Raw genomic sequence first — 22,298 nt, forward strand, 5'->3', positions numbered from 1 at the left:
CCCGCACCGGGATACCGCTGCGGGCGGATGTACAAAAGCCTGAGAACCTACCTGTAGGGCCTGAACATGCAGTTGATCGAACACTCCGACTCGCCCCGCTACGTCCGCCTGCACGACGACGATAACGTCGTGGTGGTGGTCAACGACGGCGGCCTGGGCGAAGGCGCCCGCTTCCCCGATGGCCTGACCCTGGTCGAAGCCGTGCCGCAAAGCCACAAGGTCGCCACCGTGCTGATCGGCAAAGGCGAGCCGGTGCGCCGCTACGGGCAAATCATCGGTTATGCCCTGGAAGACCTGCGCCAGGGCAGTTGGGTCCAGGAAAGCCAGCTGGCCATGCCGTCGGCACCGGAATTGGACAGCCTGCCGCGCTGCGATGCCGTCCCTGCGCCCCTGCCGCCTCTGGAGGGTTTCACCTTCGAAGGCTACCGCAACGCCGACGGCACCGTCGGCACCCGCAATATCCTCGGCATCACCACCACCGTGCAGTGCGTGACCGGCGTGCTGGAGCACGCGGTCAAGCGCATCCGCGCCGAGTTACTGCCGCAATACCCCAACGTCGATGACGTGGTCGCCCTCACCCACAGCTATGGCTGCGGCGTGGCAATCAACGCCCGCGACGCCTACATCCCGATTCGCACCGTGCGCAACCTGGCGCGCAACCCTAACCTGGGCGGCGAAGCGCTGGTGATCAGCCTGGGCTGCGAGAAGCTGCAAGCGGGCCAGGTGATGCACGACAACGACCCGTCGGTGGACCTCAGCGAGCCGTGGCTGTATCGCCTGCAGGATGCCAGCCTTGGCTTCAGCGAAATGATCGAGCAGATCATGGAACTGGCCGAAACCCGCCTGAAAAAACTCGACCAGCGCCGCCGCGAGACGGTGCCGGCCAGCGAGCTGATCCTTGGCATGCAGTGCGGGGGCAGTGACGCATTCTCCGGCATTACCGCCAACCCGGCACTGGGCTACGCCGCCGACTTGCTGGTGCGGGCCGGCGCTACCGTGCTGTTCTCGGAAGTGACCGAAGTGCGCGATGCCATCTACATGCTCACCTCGCGCGCCGAAAACCAGGAGGTCGCCCAGGCCCTGATACGCGAGATGGACTGGTACGACCGCTACCTGCAACAAGGTGCGGCCGACCGCAGCGCCAACACTACGCCTGGCAACAAGAAAGGCGGCCTGTCCAATATCGTCGAGAAATCGCTCGGCTCGATCGTCAAGTCTGGCAGCGGCGCCATCCAGGACGTGCTCGGCCCTGGCGAGCGAGTCGAGCGCAAGGGCCTGATCTTCTGTGCCACCCCGGCCAGCGATTTTGTCTGCGGCACCTTGCAACTGGCGGCGGGGATGAACCTGCACGTATTCACCACCGGCCGCGGCACGCCGTATGGCTTGGCCATGGCGCCGGTGGTCAAGGTGTGCACCCGCAGCGAACTGGCCCAGCGCTGGCCGGACTTGATCGACATCGACGCCGGGCGCATCGCCAGCGGCCGTTCGAGCATCGAGGAGCTGGGCTGGGAGCTGTTCCACTACTACCTGGACGTCGCCAGTGGCCGCAAACAGACCTGGGCTGAGCAGCACAGGCTGCACAACGACATCACCTTGTTCAACCCGGCGCCGATCACTTGATGGCTTCGTCGTCCTTCAGTCTTCCATTCCTCCAAAAGGAGCACCCCATGCCTGAGATTCTTGGTCATAACTTCATCGCCGGCCAGCGCAGCGCCGCCGGCAGCCAACGCTTGCAGAGCCTCGATGCCACCACCGGCGAAGCCCTGCCCTATAGCTTCGTCCAAGCCACTGAGGCTGAAGTGGACCAGGCCGCCCGAGCCGCCGCTGGCGCTTTTGCCGAGTTCCGCCAGCTTTCCCCGGCCCGCCGCGCCGAGTTCCTCGAGGCCATCGCCGCCGAGCTGGATGAACTGGACGACAGCTTCGTCGCCATCGTCTGCCGCGAGACCGCCCTGCCCGCTGCGCGCATTCAGGGCGAACGTGGCCGCACCAGCGGGCAGATGCGCTTGTTCGCGCAGGTGCTGCGCCGTGGTGACTTCCTAGGCGCTCGCATCGACCAGGCGTTGCCTGAGCGTCAACCGCTGCCACGGGTCGACCTGCGCCAGATGCGCATTGGCGTTGGCCCGGTCGCGGTGTTCGGCGCCAGCAACTTCCCGCTGGCCTTCTCCACCGCGGGCGGTGACACCGCTGCCGCCCTCGCCGCTGGCTGCCCGGTGGTGTTCAAGGCACATAGCGGCCATATGGCCACTGCCGATCTGGTCGGCTGCGCCATCATTCGCGCCGCCGAGCGCACGGGCATGCCCAAGGGCGTGTTCAACATGGTCTTCGGCGGCGGTGTCGGCGAGTGGCTGGTCAAGCACCCGGCGATCCAGGCGGTGGGCTTCACCGGCTCGCTCAAGGGTGGCGACGCGCTGTGCCGCATGGCCGCCGAACGCCCGCAGCCGATCCCGGTGTTCGCCGAGATGTCGAGCATCAACCCAGTGATCGTCCTGCCCGGCGCGCTGGCCAAGCGCGGCGAAACCATCGCCCGCGAACTGGCAGGTTCGGTATGCCTTGGCGCCGGCCAGTTCTGCACCAACCCAGGGATGGTGATCGGCCTGCAATCGGCCGAGTTCAGCAGCCTGCTGAGCAATGTCGGCCAAGCCCTGGATGCCCAGGCCGGGCAAACCCTGCTCAACGCCGGTGGCCTACGCAGTTACGTCGCCGGCCTTGAGCACCTGCACGCTCATGCAGGCATCGAGCACCTGGCGGGCCAGCCTCAACAAGGTGCACAAGCCCGCGCGCAGCTGTTCAAGGCCGATGCCAGCCTGCTGGTCGATGCCGACCCGCTGCTGCAGGAAGAAGTGTTCGGGCCGGCCACTGTGGCGGTCGAAGTCAAGGACCAGGCGCAACTGCGCGCGGCCTTGCTGGGCCTGCGCGGTCAGCTCACCGCTACCTTGATTGGTGAAGCGGAAGACTTCGAGGCGTTCGCCTGGCTGGTGCCGCTGCTGGAGGAGAAAGTTGGCCGGATTCTGGTCAATGGCTATCCGACGGGTGTGGAAGTGTGCGACGCCATGGTTCATGGCGGGCCGTACCCAGCCACCTCCGATGCCCGCGGCACCTCGGTGGGCACCTTGGCGATCGACCGTTTCCTGCGGCCGGTATGCTACCAGAACTACCCGCAGGCGCTGCTGCCTGAGGCGCTCAAGGATAACAACCCGCTGGGGCTGCGCCGGTTGGTCAATGGGCAGTGGAGCGAAGGTTCGCTGTGATCTGTTTGAAATAAGCCATGCCCCGCATAGTGCGGGGCATTTTTTTATCTGTCGGTTATGGCCTGATCGCGGGGCAAGCCCCTACTACAGGTCCAGCAACAGGCTGAGGGCAAGCGCAAGGTCGATTAGACCCCTTGCGCCTCTGCCGCTTCATGGGCCTGGCGCAAGCGCTCCCGGCTGTTTGACAGGTGCATGCGCATCGCCATCTTCGCCCCTTCGCTATCGCGCCGGGCAATCGCCTCATAGATCGCTTCATGCTCGTGACGCAGGCGGCTCATGTAGTGCGCCTGGTCATCATGGGCAATCCGTGCCGAATTGAGCCGGGTGCGCGGAATGATGCTGGTGCCCAGGTGATTGATGATGTCGGCAAAGTAGTGATTACCACTGGCCTGGGCGATGCGCAGGTGAAACTGGAAGTCCGCTGATACGGCATCGGAGGCATGCGCGGCGCTTTCGTTGATCTCATCCAACGCCGCACGCATCCCGGCCAACTGCTGGTCATCGCGCCGCTGCGCGGCAAGCCCGGCTGACTCGATCTCAAGCGCGATACGCAACTCGAGCACCGCCAGCACCTCACGCAGGGTGACCACAGTTGCCGGATCGATGCGAAAACCGCTACCCGCCGGCGCATCCAGCACGAAGGTGCCGATGCCGTGGCGGGTCTCCACCTGGCCTGCTGCCTGCAACCGCGAGATGGCCTCACGCACCACCGTGCGGCTAACGCCCTCCTCGGCCATGATCTGCGACTCGGTCGGCAGCTTGTCGCCGCGCTTGAGCTGACCACTGCGGATCCGTTCGGTCAGCACCGTGACCAGTTCCTGGGCCAGACTGCGCGGCTTGCGCCGGGTCCTTGCCTGTACCTGCTGCTCTGTCATGCCGTGTATTTCACCTTGAAAGACCAGCGTCATGATAGCGCAAGCAGTTGTACGATCACATACATCCCTTACGGTTTTCGCTCAACCCTGCGCACTGCGGGTTGCGCCCCTCCAGGGGCAAAACGCGAAGGCGCCTCGCCCAGCACCCTGCGGAACATGCTGGAAAACGCACTGGGGCTGTCATAACCCAAGTCCAGGGCGATCCGCGTCACCACCTGGCGTCATCATCGCTCGGGCAGCCTGCGCTGGGATCTGATTGGTCAACTGGCACCGGCCATCGCCATGGGCGCGATAGTCGGCGCCTATGCAGCGCTGCAGCTGGACGGCACCTGGCTGCGTTGGCTGTTCATCGGCTACCTGGTGCTGACGCTGCTCGATGGTTGGCTGCGCCCAGGCTTTGTCAGCGTCGCCGGCGCCGTTCTGCGCCCAATGAGCCGGGCAGGCTCGGCCCTGGCGCATCGCCGACAGCCTGCACGCCAGAGCCTACCTGGTGCTGCTAGGCACAGTCCTGCTGGTGATGCTCTGCGCCGGGCGCTGAGCGCTGGCCAATCGCCCTGCAACGGCGGTAATGTGCGGGTTTGAGCGCGTCTACTCCATGGAAGGAAATACAGCATGAAAACCCTCGACCGACTGTTACTGGGCTGCGGCCTGTTGATCCCCGTCTGGCTGCTGATGGGCGTGACCCTGACCGCGGCAAGCTACCCTGGATACAGCCACCTGCATCAGGCCATGAGCCAACTGGGTGCGGTTGGCGCACCGACCCAGGGATGGTCTGCGCTGCTGAACAACTTCCCCCTCGGCGGATTATTCGCCCTGTTCGCCTGGGGGTTGGCACGCCGCTGGCGGCAGTCGAATTGGGCACGCCTGAGTGCTTTGCTGGTGCTGGTGCATGCGTTGGGCAGTATCGGCACGGGCTGGTTTGCTTGCGACCAAGGCTGCGCCCCGGCGCAACCCTCGTTCTCGCAGCAGATGCACAACCTGAGCGGGCTGCTGATGTTCCTTTCGCTGACCCTGGCCAGCCTGCTGTGGAGCTGGCTGGGCAAACGGGTGGCCGGCTCTGCCAGCCTCGCCTGGTGGTCACTGGCCTGCACAGTGGTGGCGATCGTCAGCGTGATACTCATGGCCCAGGCGGCGCATAGCGGCGAATGGTTCGGCCTGTACCAACGGCTCAACTACGGCGTGTCGGTCATCTGGATTGCCATCCTGGCGCTGTACAGCCTGCGCAGCACCCGCCGTAATCCGCTGCGCATGGCGATCATCTGACGGCAAATTGCTGGCCCCCAAGCTTTTAAAGCGAAGGCAAACTCCCTTTTCCTTCATAAGCTTAGGACAGCATCATGCGGGTATTTCTAGCAACCACGGCCGGCTGCCTGCTGGCCTGCATGGCCTTTACCGCTCAGGCCCGGGCCCTGAGCCAGAACGATCGGCACGTCTGTGGCTGGGGTTCGCAAATCGCCGCCGAGGCCCAGCAGGCCAAGCTTTCCGGGGTCAACCTGTACGCGACCCGCAAGCGTTTACAGGCGCGCAAATTCCCCAAGCCGTGGATGCGCATGACCGCGTTTGGCATTACCGAGCAGACCTACAACAGCCAATCGCGCCTCAAACCCGCCGCTATCAAGCAAACGTACTATGAGCAGTGCGTCCAGCATGCTGTTGCGAGAAGATAACCAATAAAATCATATACCTACGATAGGTATCTAATCTTTTTTAGCAATAACTTTACTACCCTGTCTTCTTCGCGGCGGCAGTACGACCGCGAAGAAGCCTCCCACCAATTTTCATAGAAATATCTATACATTTCATAAGCATAAGATTGTTATTTAATCCAGATAATGATTCTAAGATTTCGCGACCACCCCTCCTTGAAGCACTGCCGCCCTAAACAGCCCCTAGCGGCGACATCGCGATGATCTGTGCATCCATTACAGCAAACCCTCGCCCGAAAGTAGCGTTGCAGCGAACCTGCAACCTGTCGACACTGCGCTTACGACCAACCTGACGACAGGCTCGCACAACGAGCCTTCAGGCCCCTCTCCAGGTGACCATGAATAACAATAAAGCCTGTAGCGCCCGCTTGCCTGGCCATTCGCTGCTGCTGCCAACCGTGCTCAGCCTGCTGGCGTTCGCTGCCAACTCCTTGTTTTGCCGCCTGGCCCTGCGCGATGGCGCGATAGATGCCAATAGCTTTACCGCCCTACGGCTGGGCAGCGGTGCGGTCTTTCTCGCCAGTGTGCTGTGGTTCAGCCAGGGTAGACGGGCGCCGCGCGGCAGTTGGGCGGCGAGCCTGGCATTGTTCGCCTATGCCTGGCTGTTTTCCCTCGCCTACCTGCAATTGGGCGCAGGGGTCGGGGCGTTGATCCTGTTCGGCGCGGTGCAGGTGAGCATGTTCGCCTATGGCCTGTTCAGGGGTGAGTCACTGCAGCGGCGGGTGATGCTGGGCATGCTGATCGCCTTTACTGGGCTGATTGCCCTGCTGCTACCCGGCGCCGATGCGCCGCCCTTGGCTAGCGCCCTGATCATGCTGGTCGCGGGTGTGGCGTGGGGCGCTTATTCAGTGCTGGGCAAGGGGTCGGCTGACCCGCTGGCAGATACTGCCGGTAATTTCCTGCGCAGCTTGCCACTGCTGCTGGCGCTGCGGCTGGGGCTAATCTTCAGCGGCGCACGAGCACAGCTGAGTAGCGAAGGCGTGCTCTACGCGCTCGGCTCCGGGGTACTGGCGTCCGGTGCTGGCTACAGCCTGTGGTATGGGGTGGTGAAATACCTCAGCGCCCAGCAAGCCGCGACGCTGCAACTGAGCGTGCCGGTCATTGCGGCGCTGGGTGGGGTGATGCTGCTGGGCGAGCCGTTGTCCTGGCGCTTGAGCCTGACCTCACTGGTGGTGCTCGGCGGCGTGGCGCTGGCGTTGAAGCCAGCGCGCAGGGAGTGATGCGCCTTAGCAGCCGCTCAAGGCGGGGGCGCGGCGTTCGCCAGCAAAGAACCTCGGCCGCAGGCGCACGCCGATCAAGTTGCCCGTGTACGCCGCAACCAACCACAACCAGCCATGTACGCTGCCCGAGGCGATACCACTGAAATAGGCGCCAATGTTGCAGCCGTAGGCCAGGCGCGAACCATAGCCCAGCAGCAGGCCGCCGATCACCGCCGCAATCAGCGAAGGCAGCGGGATCTTCAAGCTTGGCGCAAAACGACCGGCCAGACCCGCCGCCAGCAGCGCGCCGAGCACGATGCCGATATCCATCACCGTAGTGATGTCCTGCCACAAGGGCGCTGCCAGCGCCTTGGCATTGGCCGGCGCCTGCCAGAACACCCAGTTGCCGACATCCACACCCAGGCCGCTGAGGGTCTTGGCGCCCCACAGTGCGAAGGCCGAAGTGATACCCCATGGACGACCCGCCAGGGCCAAGGTGGCGTAGTTCAGCAGCGCCAGGGCGACAGCGCCCCAGAGCAAAGGCCAAGGCCCGCGCACAAAGCGCCCCAGGCCCTGATGCGCACTGGCAACTGGCGCTTCAAGCTGGCCATGGCGGCGTTTTTCCAGCAGCACAGTGACCCAGGCAATCAGGGCAAATACTGCCAGGCTCGCCAGCAGCGCCGGGGTCACGCCCCAGGCCTGGACAATCGAGGTCGCCGGGAATGACGGCAAGGCAAACCACCAGTCGGCATGATGGGTTGCAGTGACCGAGCCGATGATGAAGAACAGCAGCGTCACCAGCATCCGCGCGTTACCGCCGCCGACCGTGAACAGCGTCCCGGAGGCACAACCACCGCCAAGCTGCATGCCAATGCCGAAGATGAACGCACCGAACACCACCGACACGCCTGCCGGGGCGACCAGGCCCGTGACCGGACTGCCGAACAGGCTGCCAGCCGACAGCGCCGGGAAGAACAGCAGCACGGCCAAAGCCAGCATGATCATCTGCGCGCGCAGGCCTGCCCCACGACGTTCGTTGATGAACACCCGCCAGGCTGAGGTGAAACCAAAAGCGGCGTGATAGAGCGTCAACCCCAGCGCAGCGCCAACGATCAGCAGCAACACCTGCTTGAAGCCGGCGTTGAGATTGACGAACCAGGCACCGGCCACTAGCAAGGTCAGGGCGACCAAGGGGGCGCCCAGGCGGCGCGGTACAGGTGAGGCAGTTGCAGAAAGACCCATCGGCATACTCGGATAACAGTGAAACGGGGCGCGAGTATACCGCCGTGCGCCTGCCAGTGCTCGCCGCCAGGCAAACGCCTATGCTTGCCGTTACCCCTCAACTGCGGAGCTGCAGATGCCCTCAGCCGACGACGCGCTGCTGCAAAGCTGGCAGCATAATGCCCAAGCCTGGATCGAGGCCATTCGCAGCGGTGCGATCGAAAGCCGCCGCCAGGTCACCGACCAGGCGATCCTGCTCGCCGTGCTTGGCCAGCAACCTGAGCGGGTGCTGGACTTGGGCTGCGGCGAAGGCTGGTTGTTGCGCGCCCTGGCTGAGCGCGGCATTGCCGCCATTGGCGTGGATGGTGATGCAACGCTGGTGCAGGCCGCTAGGGCGGCGGGCTCGACGCACGTGCACCTGGGCAGTTACGAGCAGTTGGCCGAGGCCCAGGTGGATGTCGGCACAGCGTACGACTTGATCTGCGCCAACTTTGCCCTGCTGCAGCAGGACATCATTCCCCTGCTGACAGCCGTCAGCAGTCTGCTCAGGCCTGGCGGGGTGCTAGTGATCCAGACCTTGCATCCTTGGGCGGTCGCAAATGGCAATTACCAGGACGGCTGGCGGGAAGAGTCATTTGCCGGATTCCAAGGGCAGTGGCAGCCGATGGCCTGGTACTTTCGCACGTTATCGAGTTGGTTGCGGGCTTTGGAAATGGCGGGGTTGAGGCTGGTCAGTCTGGACGAGCCGCAGCATCCACAGAGCGCCGTGCCACAGTCGCTGCTGATGGTGGCTGGGCGGCTGGCTGAATAGCGGTCATTGCCACGTAGTCGAAGAGGCCGGTTCTGACACGATAACGCCATTGGCTGCACTAATCCGTAACTGGTCCATTTGTCAGTCGTCTGTCAGCTGCTTGGGGCTGACCTTGGCAACCTTCTGCTCAGCGGGCGGCATCAGGTGCAAGACGCGATTACGCCCGCCTTCGGCCAGCAGATAACCGCCCTTGCCGTCGGCGACGATCGCCTGCGGCGCCTTGAGGAACGACAGCATGGTCTGGCGCTGGCCTTGGGCATCGATCAGCAGCAAGCGGGCGCGGTGGGTGGAGTCTTCGCTGATCCACAGGCCGCGCTGGTCGCACATGAGAAAGGTCGGATTGCGCAGGCCTTGCACCACGACCGGGTCGTTGCCGTCATCACTGAGTGCGCGAACCTTGCCCTCGCCCTTCTGGGTGTAGAGCAGCCGACCATCATGGCAACGGGTCAGACCCTCGGTCTCGGTCAGGCCTGAGCGCAGGACATCGAGCTGGCCGCTGTGCCAGTCGTAGCGCATCAGCCGGCCATTGCCGCGACGGTCCTCGATGGCGTAGAGGTAATCGCCATCGTTCCACAAGCCCTGCACGCTCTCGCCTTCGAACAACGGGGTGATCTTGCCGTCACGCTGCAGGCTGACCGGCGCCTTGCCACCTTCCTGGCTGAATACCCAGCCGCCTTCGACGGCCACCATGCCATCGGGCTTGGACAGGCCGTCGACCACCACCACCCGGTCACCCTGGGCGGTGATCTTGAGGATGCTACCGCGCCCATCGTCGAGCTCGCGACTGACCAGCAGGCTGCCATCGGCTTGCGGTAGCAGTGAGGCGGCCTTGGCGACCGAGGTGTGCAGCACGCTGACCTGCCAGCCCGTGGTCGCTTGCACCGGGTAGAAACCCTGCCAGGCGAAAAAGCCCAGCGCGCTGACCACGACCGCAGCCGTGGCACCCGAGGTGATTCGTACACCGCGCTTGCGCAACACCTGCAACATCCAGTCGACTCCTCTGAGAGCAGGCGATGCTAGCAAGGGGATGTGAAAAAAATGTCGTGGGAGCGTTGCCGGCTTGCGTTCTCCAGCGTTGTGAAAAGCGAGCGCGGCCCATGTGGCGTTCACGCATTGGCCTGGCCAGACCACTCCTGGCCATACCACAAAAGGATATAAAAATAACAAAACATTCTAACCAAATGGAATTAAGAAATTGAAAGCCTCAAGCCTGCTCCTTACTCTCAGGTCATCTTTCCAGCGCCTGATCAGGAGCCCATCCCGTGCCTACCCGTGCCTTCTCCCCCCTGCGCCGCCTGTTGCTCGGCGGCCTGCTGGCCAGCGTTGCCAGCGCCCTGCTGCCCTGGTCCAGTGCGGTTGCCGACGACGCCAAGACCCTGCGCATCGGCTACCAGAAATTCAACAGCATCAATATCCTCAAGGGCAGCGGTGCCCTGGAAAAGGCCCTCGCGCCGCAAGGCGTCAAGGTCAGCTGGCATGAATTTGCCGCCGGCCCGCAACTGCTCGAAGCACTGAGTACCGGCGCCATCGACCTTGGCCACGCGGCCGATGCACCCTCGGTGTTCGCCCAGGCCGCAGGCAAGCCGGTGGTCTACCTGGCCGCCGAACAACCCTACCCGCGCGGCATCGGCTTGGTGGTGCGCGAGCAGGACCACATCGCCAGCGTGCAAGACCTCAAAGGTAAGCGCGTCGCCACCGGTCGTGGCTGGAACGCCCAATACCTGCTGGCCGTGGCCCTGCAGCAAGCCGGCCTGAGTTACCAGGACATCACCCCAGCCTACGTCAACAATGCCGCCGACGCCGTCGCCGCCCTGCAGTCGGGCAGCGTACAAGCCTCGACCCTGTGGGATCCGTTCCTGGCCGCCGCCGAGCAGCAACCGGGCCTGAAGAACCTGCGTGATGGCAGTGGCCTGAGCAACAACCGCACCTTCTATCTCTCCACAGCAGCTTTTGCTGACCAACACCGCGAGCTGCTCAAGACCTTCTTCAGCGAGCTGGCCAAAGTCAGCCAGTGGGCCAATGCCAAGCCTGCCGAGGTGGCTAGCCTGCTGGCACCGCAACTGGGCATCAGCGCCAACGTGCTGGAAGTGGCCAGCGAACGGCGCAACTACAACGCGGTAGCGATCACCCCGCAGATCGTCGCCGAGCAGCAAAAGCTGGCCGACACCTTCCAGGGCCTGGGCCTGATCCCGCACAAGCTCAGCGTGGCTGACGCGGTCTATCCAACCGCCGTGCTGCCCTGACGCCAAGGAGACCTGGATGTCACGCCCGATCCGTTTCAACGCCTTCAGCATGAACGCCGCCAGCCACCAGTCGCCAGGCTTGTGGCGCCACCCACGCAATACCAGCGTGCAGTTCAATCGCCTGGACTACTGGACCGACCTTGCTCGCCTGCTGGAGCGCGGCCTGTTCGATGCGCTGTTCATCGCTGACGTACTGGGTATCTACGACGTCTATCAGGGCGGTCCAGAGGCGGCCCTGCGCGGTGGCGTGCAGGTGCCGGTGAATGATCCGCTGCTGCTGGTCCCGGCCATGGCCGGGGTCACCGAGCACCTGGGCTTTGGCGTGACATTCTCGCTGACCTACGAACACCCCTACCCCTTCGCCCGGCGCATGTCGACCCTCGATCATCTGAGCAACGGCCGGGTCGGTTGGAACATCGTCACCGGCTACCTGGACAGCGCCGCGCGCAACCTGGGGTTGGACCGCCAGCTGGGCCACGACCAGCGTTACGACCTGGCCGATGAGTACCTGCAAGTGCTGTACAAACTGTGGGAGAAAAGCTGGGACGACGACGCGGTACTGCTTGAGCGGGACAGCGGGCGCTACATCGATCCGTCCCGCGTACACCCAATCGGCCATCATGGCCAGCACTTCCAGGTCCCCGGCATGCACCTGTGCCAGCCCTCACCCCAGCGCACCCCGGTGCTGTTCCAGGCCGGCGCCTCGGCACGCGGTCAGGCGTTTGCCGCGCAGCATGCCGAGTGCGTGTTCATCAGCGGCCCGTCGCCGACGGTGCTGCGCCGCTATGCCGACGGCGTGCGCCACGCCAGCGCCGCGGCTGGCCGTGGTCGCGACGAGGTACTGATCTACGCCCAAGCGCTGCTGATCGTCGGCCACAGCCGCGAACAGGCCCAGGCACGTTTTGCCGAGTACCGGCGCTATGTCGACCTCGACGCCGCGCTGGCCCTGCTGTCTGGCTGGACCGGCATCGACTTCGCCGGGCTCGACCCGGATGCACTGATCGAGTACGTCGAAAATGACGCCGGCCGGGCGGCCCTGGCCGCCTTCACCGCAGCCGACCCGAACCGCCGCTGGACGGTGCGCGAGGCTGCTGAGTTCATTGGCCTGGGCGGACGCGGCCCGGTGTTGGTGGGCAGTGCCAGCGAAGTGGCCGATCAACTCGAGGTGTGGCTGGATGAGACCGGCATCGACGGCTTCAACCTGACCTACGCGGTGCAACCGGACGATCTGCACAACGTGGTCGAGCTGCTGGTGCCCGAGCTGCAGCGCCGTGGCCGCTATCCTCTTGCCTATCAGGACGGCAGCTTGCGCCACAAGCTGTTCGGCCAGGGCGACCGGCTGCCGGAGCAGCATGCGGGGCGCCAAGTCAGCATTCAGTAATCAAATACCGGGTATTTCAACATTTAATTTGTGGATGGCAGTGCACGGACCCTATCCTGTCCGTGCATCCCCTGCGGCGCACCGGCCGGTGCGGTTTCCGGCACGGGGAGAGAACAACAAGTCGAGACTGTCCATGTCGAATCACTCCTACTTCGCCCCTCACGGTGGGCACCCCGCTCAAACCGAGCTGCTGACTGACCGTGCCATGTTCACCGAAGCCTATGCCGTCATCCCCAAGGGCGTGATGCGTGACATCGTCACCAGCCACCTGCCGTTCTGGGACAAGATGCGCATGTGGGTCATCGCCCGTCCGCTGACCGGTTTTGCCGAGACCTTCTCGCAGTACATCGTCGAAGTCGCGCCAGAAGGCGGCAGCGAGCGCCCAGAGCTGGACCCGAACGCCGAAGCGGTACTGTTCGTGGTCGAGGGTGAGATCGACATCACCCTGGAAGGCAAGCCCCACACCCTGGCCCCAGGCGGCTATGCGTTCATCGCCCCGGGCGCCGAGTGGAGCCTGCGCAACCACAGCAAGGCCAACGTCACCTTCCACTGGCTGCGCAAGCACTACCAGAAGGTCGAAGGCCTGGACCTGCCAGAATCCTTCGTCACCCACCGCGACAAGGCCCAGGTGATCGAGATGCCGGGCACCGAAGGCGCGTGGAAAACCACCCGCTTCGTCGACATGGCCGACATGCGCCACGACATGCACGTCAACATCGTGACCTTCCAGCCAGGCGGTGTGATTCCGTTCGCTGAGACCCACGTCATGGAACACGGCCTGTACGTACTGGAAGGCAAGGCGGTGTATCGCCTGAACCAGGACTGGGTCGAGGTTGAAGCCGGTGACTTCATGTGGCTGCGCGCCTTCTGCCCGCAAGCGTGCTACTCCGGCGGTCCAGGTCCGTTCAGCTACCTGCTGTACAAGGACGTTAACCGTCACGTGCACCTGACCCTCAACCCAAAGCGTTGAGTTCAGGCTGAGAATATTGGGGCTGCGCTGCGGCCCCAATATCTGCCACCCCTTCGAAGTTTTTGGCCATACTAGAAATCGATACCCTCAACAGCGGCCCACGACCATGCCCCGCCCCCGCCTGCTGGTCGCTTTGTTATTCCTGCTCCCGCTCAACGTTCATGCCGATGATTGGCGCCTGGCGCACCAACAAGACGGCATCGATGTCTACCTGAGCGCCGTGCCCAGTTCCGCCTATCAACAGTTTCGCGGCGTCACCCGAATCAAGGCCAGCGTGCGTACGCTGGTAGATCTGCAGGAAAACCTGCGGGTAGCCTGCAAATGGTTGTATGCCTGCGCCCAGATGCGCCTGTTGCAAGTCGACGGCGACAGCACCTGGGTCTACCTCACGACCGACCTGCCCTGGCCAGCGCAACCCCGCGACATCGTCCTCAAGGTGCGCAGCGAGCGCCTGGACGACGGCACGCTGGTGCGCCATCTGAGCGCAGAGCCGAGCAAGCTGCCCCCGGTGCAAGGCTTGATCCGCGTGCGCCGGCTGCAGGGTGAATGGATCATGCGTCCACTGGGCGAGCGCGAGACCGAGGTCACCTATCAGTTGCAGGCCGACCCCGCCGGCGATGTGCCGGGCTGGCTGGCCAATCGGTTCGTGGTCGATGCGCCAATGGTGACCTTGCGCACCCTGCGGGCCGTCGCCGAGCGCCAACCCTGAGCGCGAACGATCGGATGACCGTTGGTGAAATGTTTGGAACGACTTTACCGGCCTGGCTTCAAAACAATGATGCTCGTCATCTTTCGCCAGGAGCCTCTTTATGACTTTTCTATCTCTCGAAGCGCTATGAAGAGTACCTATCGCGCTTCCAGTGCATGCCTTGAGCTGGACTTTGTCCGCGACACCCTGTTCGGCCCGGTGGCCCAGCGGGTCGAATGCCACGTGCAGTTGGCCGCCATCAACCTGCAAGGCTGCCCAGCGTTGCGCTTGCATGTGTCGCCACCGTTACCCGCCAAGCTCGATCGCGCCCACAGCGTGGCATTCACCTGGGATGGTCGCAGCTACCGTGGCGTGGTGCGCGATCATGGCCGTTGTGGCGATGGCGGGTTGAACCTGCTGCTCGAACTGCAATAAGGCGATCAGTGGCAGGCAATTAAGCTGAACCCAGCCCCCACCGCGTTTCTCCATTGAAAGAGGATCCGCTTGTCCTAGCGCGAAAGCCTTGAGGAGATCGCCATGAACAGTCCGTTGCTCAAGCTCTTCATTCACCCCGCTGACGCCTGGCTGGATATCCGCCATGCCGAGGAAGCCCATCCGCAGCAATACCTGCCTCGCCTGTTGGCGATGGCGCTGATCCCCGCGTTATGCCTGTTCGTCGGCACCACTCAGTTCGGCTGGAGCCTGGCCGGTGAAGAGCGGGTGCACTTGAGCGTGGCCAGTGCCGCTCAACTAAGCGGTTTGCTTTATGCCACCACGGTGGTCGGCGTGATGATCATGGGCGTGATGATCCGCTGGATGTCACGCGGCTTCGATGCCCAACCAACGCTCAATCAGTGCATCGGCTTTGCTGCGTATTGCGCCACGCCATGGTTTGTTGCGGGAGTGGTGGGCTTGGTCCCCATGCGCTGGCTGGCTGTTGCGGCGCTGGCAGCGGCATCGGCCTACGCCACCGTATTGCTGTATGGGGGGTTGCAGACGTTTCTGCGCTTGCGCAAGGAGCAGGCCATGCTGTTCGCCACCTGCGTGTGGGGAGTGGGCCTATTGCTGATGGTGACCATCCTGGTGTCGATGATCCTGTTCTGGTTCAACACCTTGATGCCTGAATATGTGCGCCCGGCCAACCTTGGCTGACCGGGGCAACCGACAGCGCTCAGGCGATGGCCCTGGCCGCTGTGACATGATGGGCCAGGCGCTGCTCAGCGCGAAGCTGTGCCACTAGCCCTACCAGATCACGACAACTATTGAGGTTTGCGACCGGCACATCGGTGAGGGTCACGCAATCCTCAAGACTCTGCCCGTCACCGAGCCGAATGGTCAGGTGGGCGCCATCGGGGCAACTGACTTCACAACGGTCTGGCAGGCAGGCTTGCTCAATGATCTGACGCATTTCCAGCATCGAAACACCAATCAACGACATGGTACGACCCTCTCTTCATCGGATGGCCTGTTATGTTTGTTTACGCCGTCAGCGGGCGAGACGCCAATTGATAGTGCGCATGTTCAAGCGGCCGTCCATTTGCCAGAACAATCCCAGCGCAAGCAATCCTCTAGCACCTTAGTGGAAGATCTCCACCCGGCGGCGACCGTTCGTTCTACTGCGCCTGTGACGCGACGGGCGGTCGCAGATCACTCAATGAAGTCCACAAATGCTGCGCCGCATAGGCTCGCCACGGTCGCCAGGCTTGAGCGCGGTGGGCCAAATCTGCCTCCACGCCTTCCAACACCTGCAGCGCCTTGATCAACGCCACATCACCCAGCGGTAACGCATCGGCGTCACCCAGTTGGCGCAGCGCAAGGTACTGCGCGCTCCATGGGCCGATCCCTTTGAGCTTGAGCAGGCGCTCAAGCGCGGTATGTGACGCCTGGCCAGGATCGAGTAGATCAGGGCTGGCCAACAAGGCGTTGGCCAAGGTGGTCAGTGTGACTGCGCGAGCACGCGGCATGCCCAGGCCCTCCAGCGTCAGGCCAGCGATTGCGCTTGCACGAGGGAAGACATGGCTCAGCCCGGCTGCCGCCAACGCCAGCGGTTGACCATGGCGCTGTACCAGGCGACCGGCCAGGGTCATGGCGGCGGCGACCGTGACTTGCTGACCCAGTACCGTGCGCATGGCTTGCTCGAAGCCGTCCCAACCCTGCGCGACGCGCAGGCCAGGGCGGCGGGCCAACAACTGGGCCATCAGCGCATCGCGCCCCAGTTCGGCCTGGATGCGCGCAGGCTCTGCGTCCAGATCGAACACCCGGCGCAGGCGCGCGACCAGCGCAGCTACAGCGCCAGGGGCAACCCCAGACAATTCCACCCGCAGCTGCGCGCCGTTCGCGGGCGACACCTGCACTATTCCCTGGCGCCCGCACCACTCGAAGCTGCGCCGGTACACCTCACCTTGGCAGCGCTCGATCCCGGGAATGCAGCGCGCAGCCAAGAAGGCCAACATTGCCGGCCAGTCGTAAGGGGCGCGGTAACGCAGCCACAGGCAAGCCCCGCCCTCGGGCCGTACACTACGGCGCACGGCCTGCAAGCGGGACAAGCGGGTGATCAATGCGGCGCCCCCTCCCCTGCATCGGCCATCAGGCCGAAACGCCCTGCATGGAAATCATCGAATGACTCGGCGATTTCTGCCTGGCTGTTCATCACGAACGGGCCGTATCCGACAATTGGCTCATCGATCGGCTCGCCGCTGAGCAGCAGCACTACGGCGTCGTTCAGCGCTTGCACGTGCACCTGTTCACCCGAGCGATCCAGCAACACCAGGCTGGCAGGGCCTGCATCGCGCTCGTCATTGACCCGGACACTGCCGCGCAGCACTACCAATGCGGCGTTACGGCCCTCTGCCACGGGCAATTGCAGTTCGGCACCTGCCTTGAGCTGCATGTCCCAGACGTCCATCGCGGTAAAGGTCCGCGCCGGGCCTGCATGGCCTTGGTAATGACCGGCAATCACACGCAAAGTACCGCCATCGTTGGCCAGCGCGACCACCGGGATATCCGTCGACAGCAGGGTCTGGTAGCCCGCCGCAGCACGTTTGTCCTTGGCTGGCAGGTTGACCCACAACTGCACCATTTCCAGGGCGCCGCCGCTGCGAGCAAAGGCCGGAGAATGGAACTCTTCATGGATGATGCCGTTGGCGGCGGTCATCCACTGCACATCGCCCGGCCCGATCAGGCCACCGGCGCCGGTGGAGTCGCGGTGCTCCAATTCGCCTTGATAGACGATGGTCACCGTCTCGAAGCCCCGATGCGGGTGCTGGCCAACCCCGCGACGGGCGTTGGTCGGGGTGAAGTCATGGGGCCCGGCGTAGTCGAGCAGCAGGAACGGGCTGATCTTGCTGGCCAGGTGGTCGTAGGTGAACAGGCTGCGCACCGGGAAACCGTCGCCTACCCAGTGGGCATTGGGGTTTTGGTGGATACCCAGAATCTTTTTCATGAGATGTCTCCTCTCTCGGCTGGGTATAACCTTACCTATAGTGCCAATGGCGCGGTAGATGGCCAAAACAGCACTCATCGTCCCATCTATGGAACATCAACCTCAGATCGCCTGCATTGCCAGTAACTCCGTAAGCACCTCGGCCAGGGCCTTGACCATCACGTCCGCCGTGGGCCGGTGCACGATGACGATCTCGTAGCTGTCGACCTCGGGCAACCCCTGCACCGCGCCGAGTACCCGATGTTCAGCAGTGGCCGCGCGCGGCGGTAGCAGGCTGACGCCCATGCCATCGGCCACCGCCGCCTGAATGCCGCTGAGGCTGGAGCTGGTAAAGCTGATGCGCCAGCGCCGGCCGATGCCCTCAATGGCGCTGATCATATCGTCGCGGTACAGGCCACGGGGTGGGAAGGTCACCAACGGTATGGGATCCAGATCGAAGGCAGGCAGGCGCGCACTGTCGATCCACTGCAAACGCTCCGGCCAGCACGCCACGCCTTCACGACTGTTGCGTCGCTGCTTGAGCAGCACCAGGTCGAGTTCACCATTGTCGTAGGCCTGGCTGAGGTCGCGACACAGCCCGCTGGTGACTTCCAGCTTGACCTGCGGATGCTGGCGGCTGAAGGCCGACAAGGCGTTGGTCGTGCGGCCGCCGACGAAGTCTTCCGGAACCCCCAGGCGCACAGTCATACCGACCATGGCGCCGGCCAGGGCCTCGAGCATCTGATCGTTCAACGCCAGCATGTGCCGGGCGTAGCCAAGCAGGGTCTGACCGGCGTCGGTGGGCAGTACGTCACGGTTGCCGCGTACCAGCAGACGATGGCCGACCATCTCTTCCAACCGGCGTACTTTTTGGCTGATGGTCGACTGGGTCGAGTGCAGCCTTGCCGCTGCCGTGGTGAAGCTGCCGCAATCGGCCACCACGACAATGGCCCGCAGCAGGTCGAGGTCGAACAGGGCTCTATTCGATTTCACGCTAACAGACATCGCGCTATTCAACTTGTAAATGACAAGCGTGAGTTCTAACACGCCCACCGGCTGCCGACCAGCGCTATCAGCGCCCTATTCACAACGGCACTGCATGCCATCCAGATAAATCACTTCAACCCCTCACGCGGTTTTTCTAGGATGGACATTCATTGAACAGGAGCCGCCGCATGCGTATACCCTGCGCTGCACTGCTGATGCTGCTTAGCTGCTGCAACTTAACCGCTTATGCCGAGACTACGATGACCGACTCTTTGATCGACGCTGCCCACCGGGGCGATGGGCTAACCGTGCAGCGCCTGCTGGATCAGGGTGCGCCGTTGGAGGCCAGGGACGCGCAGGGCCGCACTGCGCTGCTGGTCGCGACCCAGGCCAATCAACTGCAAGCGGCGCAGGCACTGATCGCGGCCGGCGCCGATGTGAATGCCAAAGACAATATCCACGACAGCCCCTACCTGTACGCCGGGGCGCGTGGGCTCAACGACATCCTGCGCCTGACCCTCGAACATGGCGCCGACCTCAAAAGCACCAACCGCTATGGCGGTACCGCCTTGATCCCTGCGGCTGAGCGCGGCCATGTTGAAACCGTGCAGATGCTGATCGATGCCGGGGTGGATGTGAATCACCTCAATCGCCTGCACTGGACCGCCCTGCTGGAGGCGGTAATCCTCGGCGATGGCGGGCCGCGCCATGTGGAGATCGTGCGGCGGCTGCTACAAGCCGGCGCTGATCCGACGATCGCTGACAAGGACGGCGTTAGCGCCCTGGAGCATGCGCGCCAGCGCGGTTATCAGGAGATGGTTCAATTGCTCAACAAATAGAACGGGCGCTGCGCTACGGCCCTTCGCGGGTAAACCCGCTCACCCTGTTGCCTTGGTGAGCGACGCTTACCCGTGTGCCGGCGACCCACGAAGAGGCCAGACCTGACCCCCGCCGAGTATTCCCCAGACAGGTCACCCCCCCTACAGACCAGCACAAGAACCTGTGGGAGCGGGCTTGCCCGCGAAGAGGTCGGCACTGACGTTATTGCATCCAGGGCGGTGGCGGTTCCTCGGCCTTGACCGGCCCATGCTCAGCCTCCTCTCGGGCAGCCCGACGGCGGGCATCATCGAGCCGCGCCGCTTCGATCTCGCGCAGCACGCCACCGACATCGGCATCGTGGTCGTCGTCCTTGAACTGCCCGGTCAACGGCGTATCGGCCAGCAACTCACCAGCCTCGAACAGCGACCACATTTCCCGCGCATAACGGGTGGCCTTGAGCTCCGGGGCAAAACGGCCGAAATAGCCGCTCATGTTCGCCACATCGCGCTCAAGCATGCTGAAGGCATGGTTGTTGGCCGCAGCATCCACCGCCTGGGGCAAATCGATGATCACCGGACCGTCCGGGCCAAGCAGCACGTTGAACTCGGAAAGATCACCATGCACCAAGCCTGCGCAGAGCATCAGCACGATCTGGCGAATCACGAAAGCGTGGTACTCGCGCGCCTGCTCAGGCTCCAGGTGCACGTCGTTCAGGCGCGGCGCGGCGTTGCCGTCCTCGTCCACCACCAGTTCCATCAGCAATACGCCGTCCTGGAAATCGAACGGCTTGGGCACCCGCACGCCGGCATGAGCCAGACGGAACAAGGCCGCCACCTCGGCGTTCTGCCAGGCGTCTTCGGCTTCTTTACGGCCGTACTTGGACCCCTTGGCCATGGCCCGGGCCTGACGGCTGTTGCGCACCTTGCGCCCTTCCTGGTACTCGGCGGCCTGGCGGAAACTGCGTTTGTTGGCTTCCTTGTAGACCTTGGCGCAGCGCACCTGGGTGCCGCAGCGCACTACATAGACCGCTGCTTCCTTACCACTCATCAGCGGCCGTAGTACTTCGTCGACCAGCCCGTCTTCGATCAGCGGTTCAATCCGTTTTGGAGTCTTCATCAGGTTTAATTCGGGGTCCTGTTCTGCCAGACACTGGGTTTGCCGGCCATCCTCTCACAGCCTGAACCGACTTGCTCGCTCCGCCGCTATTCGATACGCGGATGTTGTTGTACCAAATGCTTGCGTTTGGCCTCCAGCTCGGCGATTTGCTGATCGATGTCTTCGATTTTCTGCTCGATATTGTCGTGATGTTCCTGCAAAAGCTCGCGCGCCTCCTCGATATCGGATGCCGCTGGAGCAGCGCCGCGCAAGGGCTGGTTGGCGGTTTCCTTCATGGTCACACCGGTTACCAGGCCGACCAGGGCAATCACCATCAGGTAGTAGGCTGGCATGTACAGGTCATTGGTGCTTTCCACCAGCCAGGCGGCAATGGTCGGCGTGAGGCCTGCGATCAGCACGGAAATGTTGAAGGCACTGGCCAGCGCGCTGTAGCGAATATGGGTGGGGAACATCGCCGGCAGGGTCGAGGCCATCACGCCGATAAAGAAGTTGAGCAGGATCGCCAGCACCAGCAAGCCGGCGAAGATCACGCCGAGCACGCCACTGTTGATCATCATGAACGCCGGGATGGCCAGGATGAACAAGCCGACGCTACCGCAGATGATGAAAGGCCTGCGGCCGAATTTATCGCTGAGCAAGCCGATCACCGGTTGCACGAACAGCATGCCGACCATGATCGCGATGATGATCAGTACCCCGCGGCTTTCGCTGTAGTGCAGGTTGTGCGACAGGTAGCTGGGCATGTAGGTGAGCAGCATGTAGTAGGTGACGTTGGTCGCGATCACCACGCCAATGCAGGTCAACAGGCTGCGCCAGTGCTGGGTAGCGACTTCCTTGAACGACACCTTGGGGCCGGAGGCCAGCCCTTCGCGGTCGCCCTGTTCGAGTTTGTCGACGTGTTGCTGGAACGCCGGGGTTTCTTCCAGGGCGTGACGCAGGTACAGGCCGATGATGCCCAGCGGCAACGCCAGCAGGAACGGCAGGCGCCAGCCCCACTCAAGGAACTTCTCCTCGCCGACGATGGCGGAGATGAACACCACCAGCCCTGCACCAAACACAAAGCCTGCGATCGAGCCGAAGTCCAGCCAGCTGCCAAGGAAGCCGCGCTTGCGATCCGGGGCGTATTCAGCGACGAAAATCGACGCCCCGGTGTATTCGCCGCCAACCGAAAAGCCCTGGGCCATCTTGCACAGCAGCAACAGGATCGGCGCCCAGATGCCGATCGAGGCATAGGACGGGATCAGGCCAATGGCGAAGGTGCTCAGGGACATGATCACGATGGTGGCGGCGAGGACTTTCTGGCGCCCGTAGCGATCACCCAGCGCGCCGAAGAACAGCCCGCCCAACGGGCGAATCAAGAACGGTACGGAAAAGGTGCCAAGGGCTGCGATCATCTGTACGCCCGGGTCGGCGCCTGGGAAAAACACCTTGCCCAGCACATAGGCGACAAAGCCATAGACGCCGAAGTCGAACCATTCCATGGCATTGCCTAAGGCAGCGGCGGTGATCGCCTTGCGCATCTTGGCGTCGTCGACGATGGTGATGTCTTTCAAGCCAATCGGCTTGACGCTTTTCTTGCGTGATTTCATATCCGTCACTCTGTATCTGACTTG

The 22,298-nt window shown here is 63.4% G+C and carries 23 protein-coding genes and 1 pseudogene; 14 read left to right on the top strand and 10 right to left on the bottom strand.

Translation table 11 applies throughout. The annotated features are described in order from the left end of the window. Nucleotides 1-66 precede the first annotated feature (66 nt). The gene (gene garD, locus AAZU54_RS10080; protein ID WP_434727095.1) at nt 67-1,620 is read left to right on the top strand and encodes a galactarate dehydratase; all 1,554 of its coding nucleotides are present in this window, start codon (nt 67-69) and stop codon (nt 1,618-1,620) included. Nucleotides 1,621-1,667: 47 nt separating this feature from the next. Next, nucleotides 1,668-3,248 (top strand): aldehyde dehydrogenase (NADP(+)), encoded by a 1,581-nt coding sequence (locus tag AAZU54_RS10085; protein ID WP_368973509.1) that lies wholly within the window; start codon nt 1,668-1,670, stop codon nt 3,246-3,248. Between the two features lie 125 nt (nt 3,249-3,373). On the opposite strand, the gene AAZU54_RS10090 is transcribed toward AAZU54_RS10085, so the two are convergent. Both AAZU54_RS10090 and AAZU54_RS10095 read right to left on the bottom strand, forming a co-directional pair. Next, nucleotides 3,374-4,123, bottom strand: coding sequence for a FadR/GntR family transcriptional regulator (locus tag AAZU54_RS10090; RefSeq protein ID WP_186557065.1), 750 nt, complete (start codon nt 4,121-4,123; stop codon nt 3,374-3,376). A gap of 68 nt (nt 4,124-4,191) precedes the next feature. Next, nucleotides 4,192-4,335: pseudogene (locus AAZU54_RS10095) on the bottom strand (helix-turn-helix domain-containing protein); the annotation flags it as partial. A 52-nt stretch (nt 4,336-4,387) separates the two neighbouring features. Here AAZU54_RS10095 and AAZU54_RS10100 point away from each other — a divergent pair. The 4 genes from AAZU54_RS10100 (at nt 4,388) to AAZU54_RS10115 (ending at nt 7,049) form a co-directional block, all read left to right on the top strand. After that, entirely contained in the window at nt 4,388-4,705 is a 318-nt protein-coding gene (locus AAZU54_RS10100) for a hypothetical protein (protein WP_405129533.1), read from the top strand. Between the two features lie 30 nt (nt 4,706-4,735). Beyond that, on the top strand, nt 4,736-5,386 hold the full coding sequence (locus AAZU54_RS10105) for a DUF998 domain-containing protein (RefSeq protein WP_434727096.1): 651 nt from the start codon (nt 4,736-4,738) through the stop codon (nt 5,384-5,386). Between the two features lie 74 nt (nt 5,387-5,460). After that, entirely contained in the window at nt 5,461-5,790 is a 330-nt protein-coding gene (locus AAZU54_RS10110) for a hypothetical protein (protein WP_186557058.1), read from the top strand. 377 nt (nt 5,791-6,167) lie between these two features. Next, on the top strand, nt 6,168-7,049 hold the full coding sequence (locus AAZU54_RS10115) for a DMT family transporter (protein ID WP_434727097.1): 882 nt from the start codon (nt 6,168-6,170) through the stop codon (nt 7,047-7,049). Nucleotides 7,050-7,055: 6 nt separating this feature from the next. Here AAZU54_RS10115 and AAZU54_RS10120 read toward each other — a convergent pair whose 3' ends face one another. After that, entirely contained in the window at nt 7,056-8,270 is a 1,215-nt protein-coding gene (locus AAZU54_RS10120; RefSeq protein ID WP_434727098.1) for a YeeE/YedE family protein, read from the bottom strand. Between the two features lie 115 nt (nt 8,271-8,385). On the opposite strand from AAZU54_RS10120, the gene AAZU54_RS10125 reads away from it, so the two are divergent. Beyond that, nucleotides 8,386-9,060, top strand: coding sequence for a class I SAM-dependent methyltransferase (locus AAZU54_RS10125; protein ID WP_434727099.1), 675 nt, complete (start codon nt 8,386-8,388; stop codon nt 9,058-9,060). A gap of 81 nt (nt 9,061-9,141) precedes the next feature. Here the strand turns inward: AAZU54_RS10125 and AAZU54_RS10130 are convergent, their stop codons facing one another. Beyond that, nucleotides 9,142-10,047: a hypothetical protein gene (locus tag AAZU54_RS10130; RefSeq protein ID WP_434727100.1), complete on the bottom strand. Its 906-nt coding sequence runs from the start codon at nt 10,045-10,047 to the stop codon at nt 9,142-9,144. Between the two features lie 275 nt (nt 10,048-10,322). Here AAZU54_RS10130 and AAZU54_RS10135 point away from each other — a divergent pair, with 275 nt between their 5' ends. The 6 genes from AAZU54_RS10135 (at nt 10,323) to AAZU54_RS10160 (ending at nt 15,494) form a co-directional block, all read left to right on the top strand. After that, nucleotides 10,323-11,303, top strand: a complete 981-nt coding sequence (locus tag AAZU54_RS10135; RefSeq protein WP_186557051.1) for an aliphatic sulfonate ABC transporter substrate-binding protein — start codon at nt 10,323-10,325, stop codon at nt 11,301-11,303. A gap of 16 nt (nt 11,304-11,319) precedes the next feature. Next, a complete protein-coding gene (locus AAZU54_RS10140; RefSeq protein WP_405129510.1) occupies nt 11,320-12,684 on the top strand; it encodes an LLM class flavin-dependent oxidoreductase in 1,365 nt (454 codons plus the stop codon). Nucleotides 12,685-12,817: 133 nt separating this feature from the next. Then, a complete protein-coding gene (locus AAZU54_RS10145; RefSeq protein ID WP_186557047.1) occupies nt 12,818-13,654 on the top strand; it encodes a bifunctional allantoicase/(S)-ureidoglycine aminohydrolase in 837 nt (278 codons plus the stop codon). A 106-nt stretch (nt 13,655-13,760) separates the two neighbouring features. Then, a complete protein-coding gene (locus tag AAZU54_RS10150; RefSeq protein WP_434727101.1) occupies nt 13,761-14,363 on the top strand; it encodes an START domain-containing protein in 603 nt (200 codons plus the stop codon). A 126-nt stretch (nt 14,364-14,489) separates the two neighbouring features. Next, the gene (locus AAZU54_RS10155; RefSeq protein ID WP_264232541.1) at nt 14,490-14,777 is read left to right on the top strand and encodes a hypothetical protein; all 288 of its coding nucleotides are present in this window, start codon (nt 14,490-14,492) and stop codon (nt 14,775-14,777) included. Nucleotides 14,778-14,879: 102 nt separating this feature from the next. Next, nucleotides 14,880-15,494 carry a Yip1 family protein gene (locus tag AAZU54_RS10160; RefSeq protein ID WP_434727102.1) on the top strand — a complete coding sequence of 205 codons (615 nt, stop codon included), beginning with the start codon at nt 14,880-14,882 and terminating at the stop codon, nt 15,492-15,494. A 19-nt stretch (nt 15,495-15,513) separates the two neighbouring features. Here the strand turns inward: AAZU54_RS10160 and AAZU54_RS10165 are convergent, their stop codons facing one another. From AAZU54_RS10165 to AAZU54_RS10180, 4 genes are all read right to left on the bottom strand, one after another. Next, a complete protein-coding gene (locus AAZU54_RS10165) occupies nt 15,514-15,780 on the bottom strand; it encodes a DUF1652 domain-containing protein (protein WP_186557041.1) in 267 nt (88 codons plus the stop codon). 175 nt (nt 15,781-15,955) lie between these two features. Next, the gene (locus AAZU54_RS10170; RefSeq protein ID WP_434727124.1) at nt 15,956-16,795 is read right to left on the bottom strand and encodes a DNA-3-methyladenine glycosylase family protein; all 840 of its coding nucleotides are present in this window, start codon (nt 16,793-16,795) and stop codon (nt 15,956-15,958) included. 101 nt (nt 16,796-16,896) lie between these two features. Continuing rightward, the gene (locus AAZU54_RS10175) at nt 16,897-17,784 is read right to left on the bottom strand and encodes a pirin family protein (RefSeq protein ID WP_186557039.1); all 888 of its coding nucleotides are present in this window, start codon (nt 17,782-17,784) and stop codon (nt 16,897-16,899) included. A 102-nt stretch (nt 17,785-17,886) separates the two neighbouring features. Continuing rightward, a complete protein-coding gene (locus AAZU54_RS10180) occupies nt 17,887-18,768 on the bottom strand; it encodes a LysR substrate-binding domain-containing protein (RefSeq protein WP_186557038.1) in 882 nt (293 codons plus the stop codon). A gap of 170 nt (nt 18,769-18,938) precedes the next feature. Here AAZU54_RS10180 and AAZU54_RS10185 point away from each other — a divergent pair, with 170 nt between their 5' ends. Then, on the top strand, nt 18,939-19,589 hold the full coding sequence (locus tag AAZU54_RS10185; protein WP_434727103.1) for an ankyrin repeat domain-containing protein: 651 nt from the start codon (nt 18,939-18,941) through the stop codon (nt 19,587-19,589). A 202-nt stretch (nt 19,590-19,791) separates the two neighbouring features. Here AAZU54_RS10185 and AAZU54_RS10190 read toward each other — a convergent pair whose 3' ends face one another. Both AAZU54_RS10190 and proP read right to left on the bottom strand, forming a co-directional pair. Then, nucleotides 19,792-20,685, bottom strand: a complete 894-nt coding sequence (locus AAZU54_RS10190) for a PA4780 family RIO1-like protein kinase (RefSeq protein WP_186557036.1) — start codon at nt 20,683-20,685, stop codon at nt 19,792-19,794. Between the two features lie 86 nt (nt 20,686-20,771). Further along, nucleotides 20,772-22,274: a glycine betaine/L-proline transporter ProP gene (gene proP / locus AAZU54_RS10195; RefSeq protein WP_186557035.1), complete on the bottom strand. Its 1,503-nt coding sequence runs from the start codon at nt 22,272-22,274 to the stop codon at nt 20,772-20,774. Between the last annotated feature and the right edge of the window lie 24 nt (nt 22,275-22,298).

Source organism: Pseudomonas sp. Je.1.5.c (assembly GCF_051129895.1).
Lineage (GTDB): Bacteria > Pseudomonadota > Gammaproteobacteria > Pseudomonadales > Pseudomonadaceae > Aquipseudomonas > Aquipseudomonas urmiensis.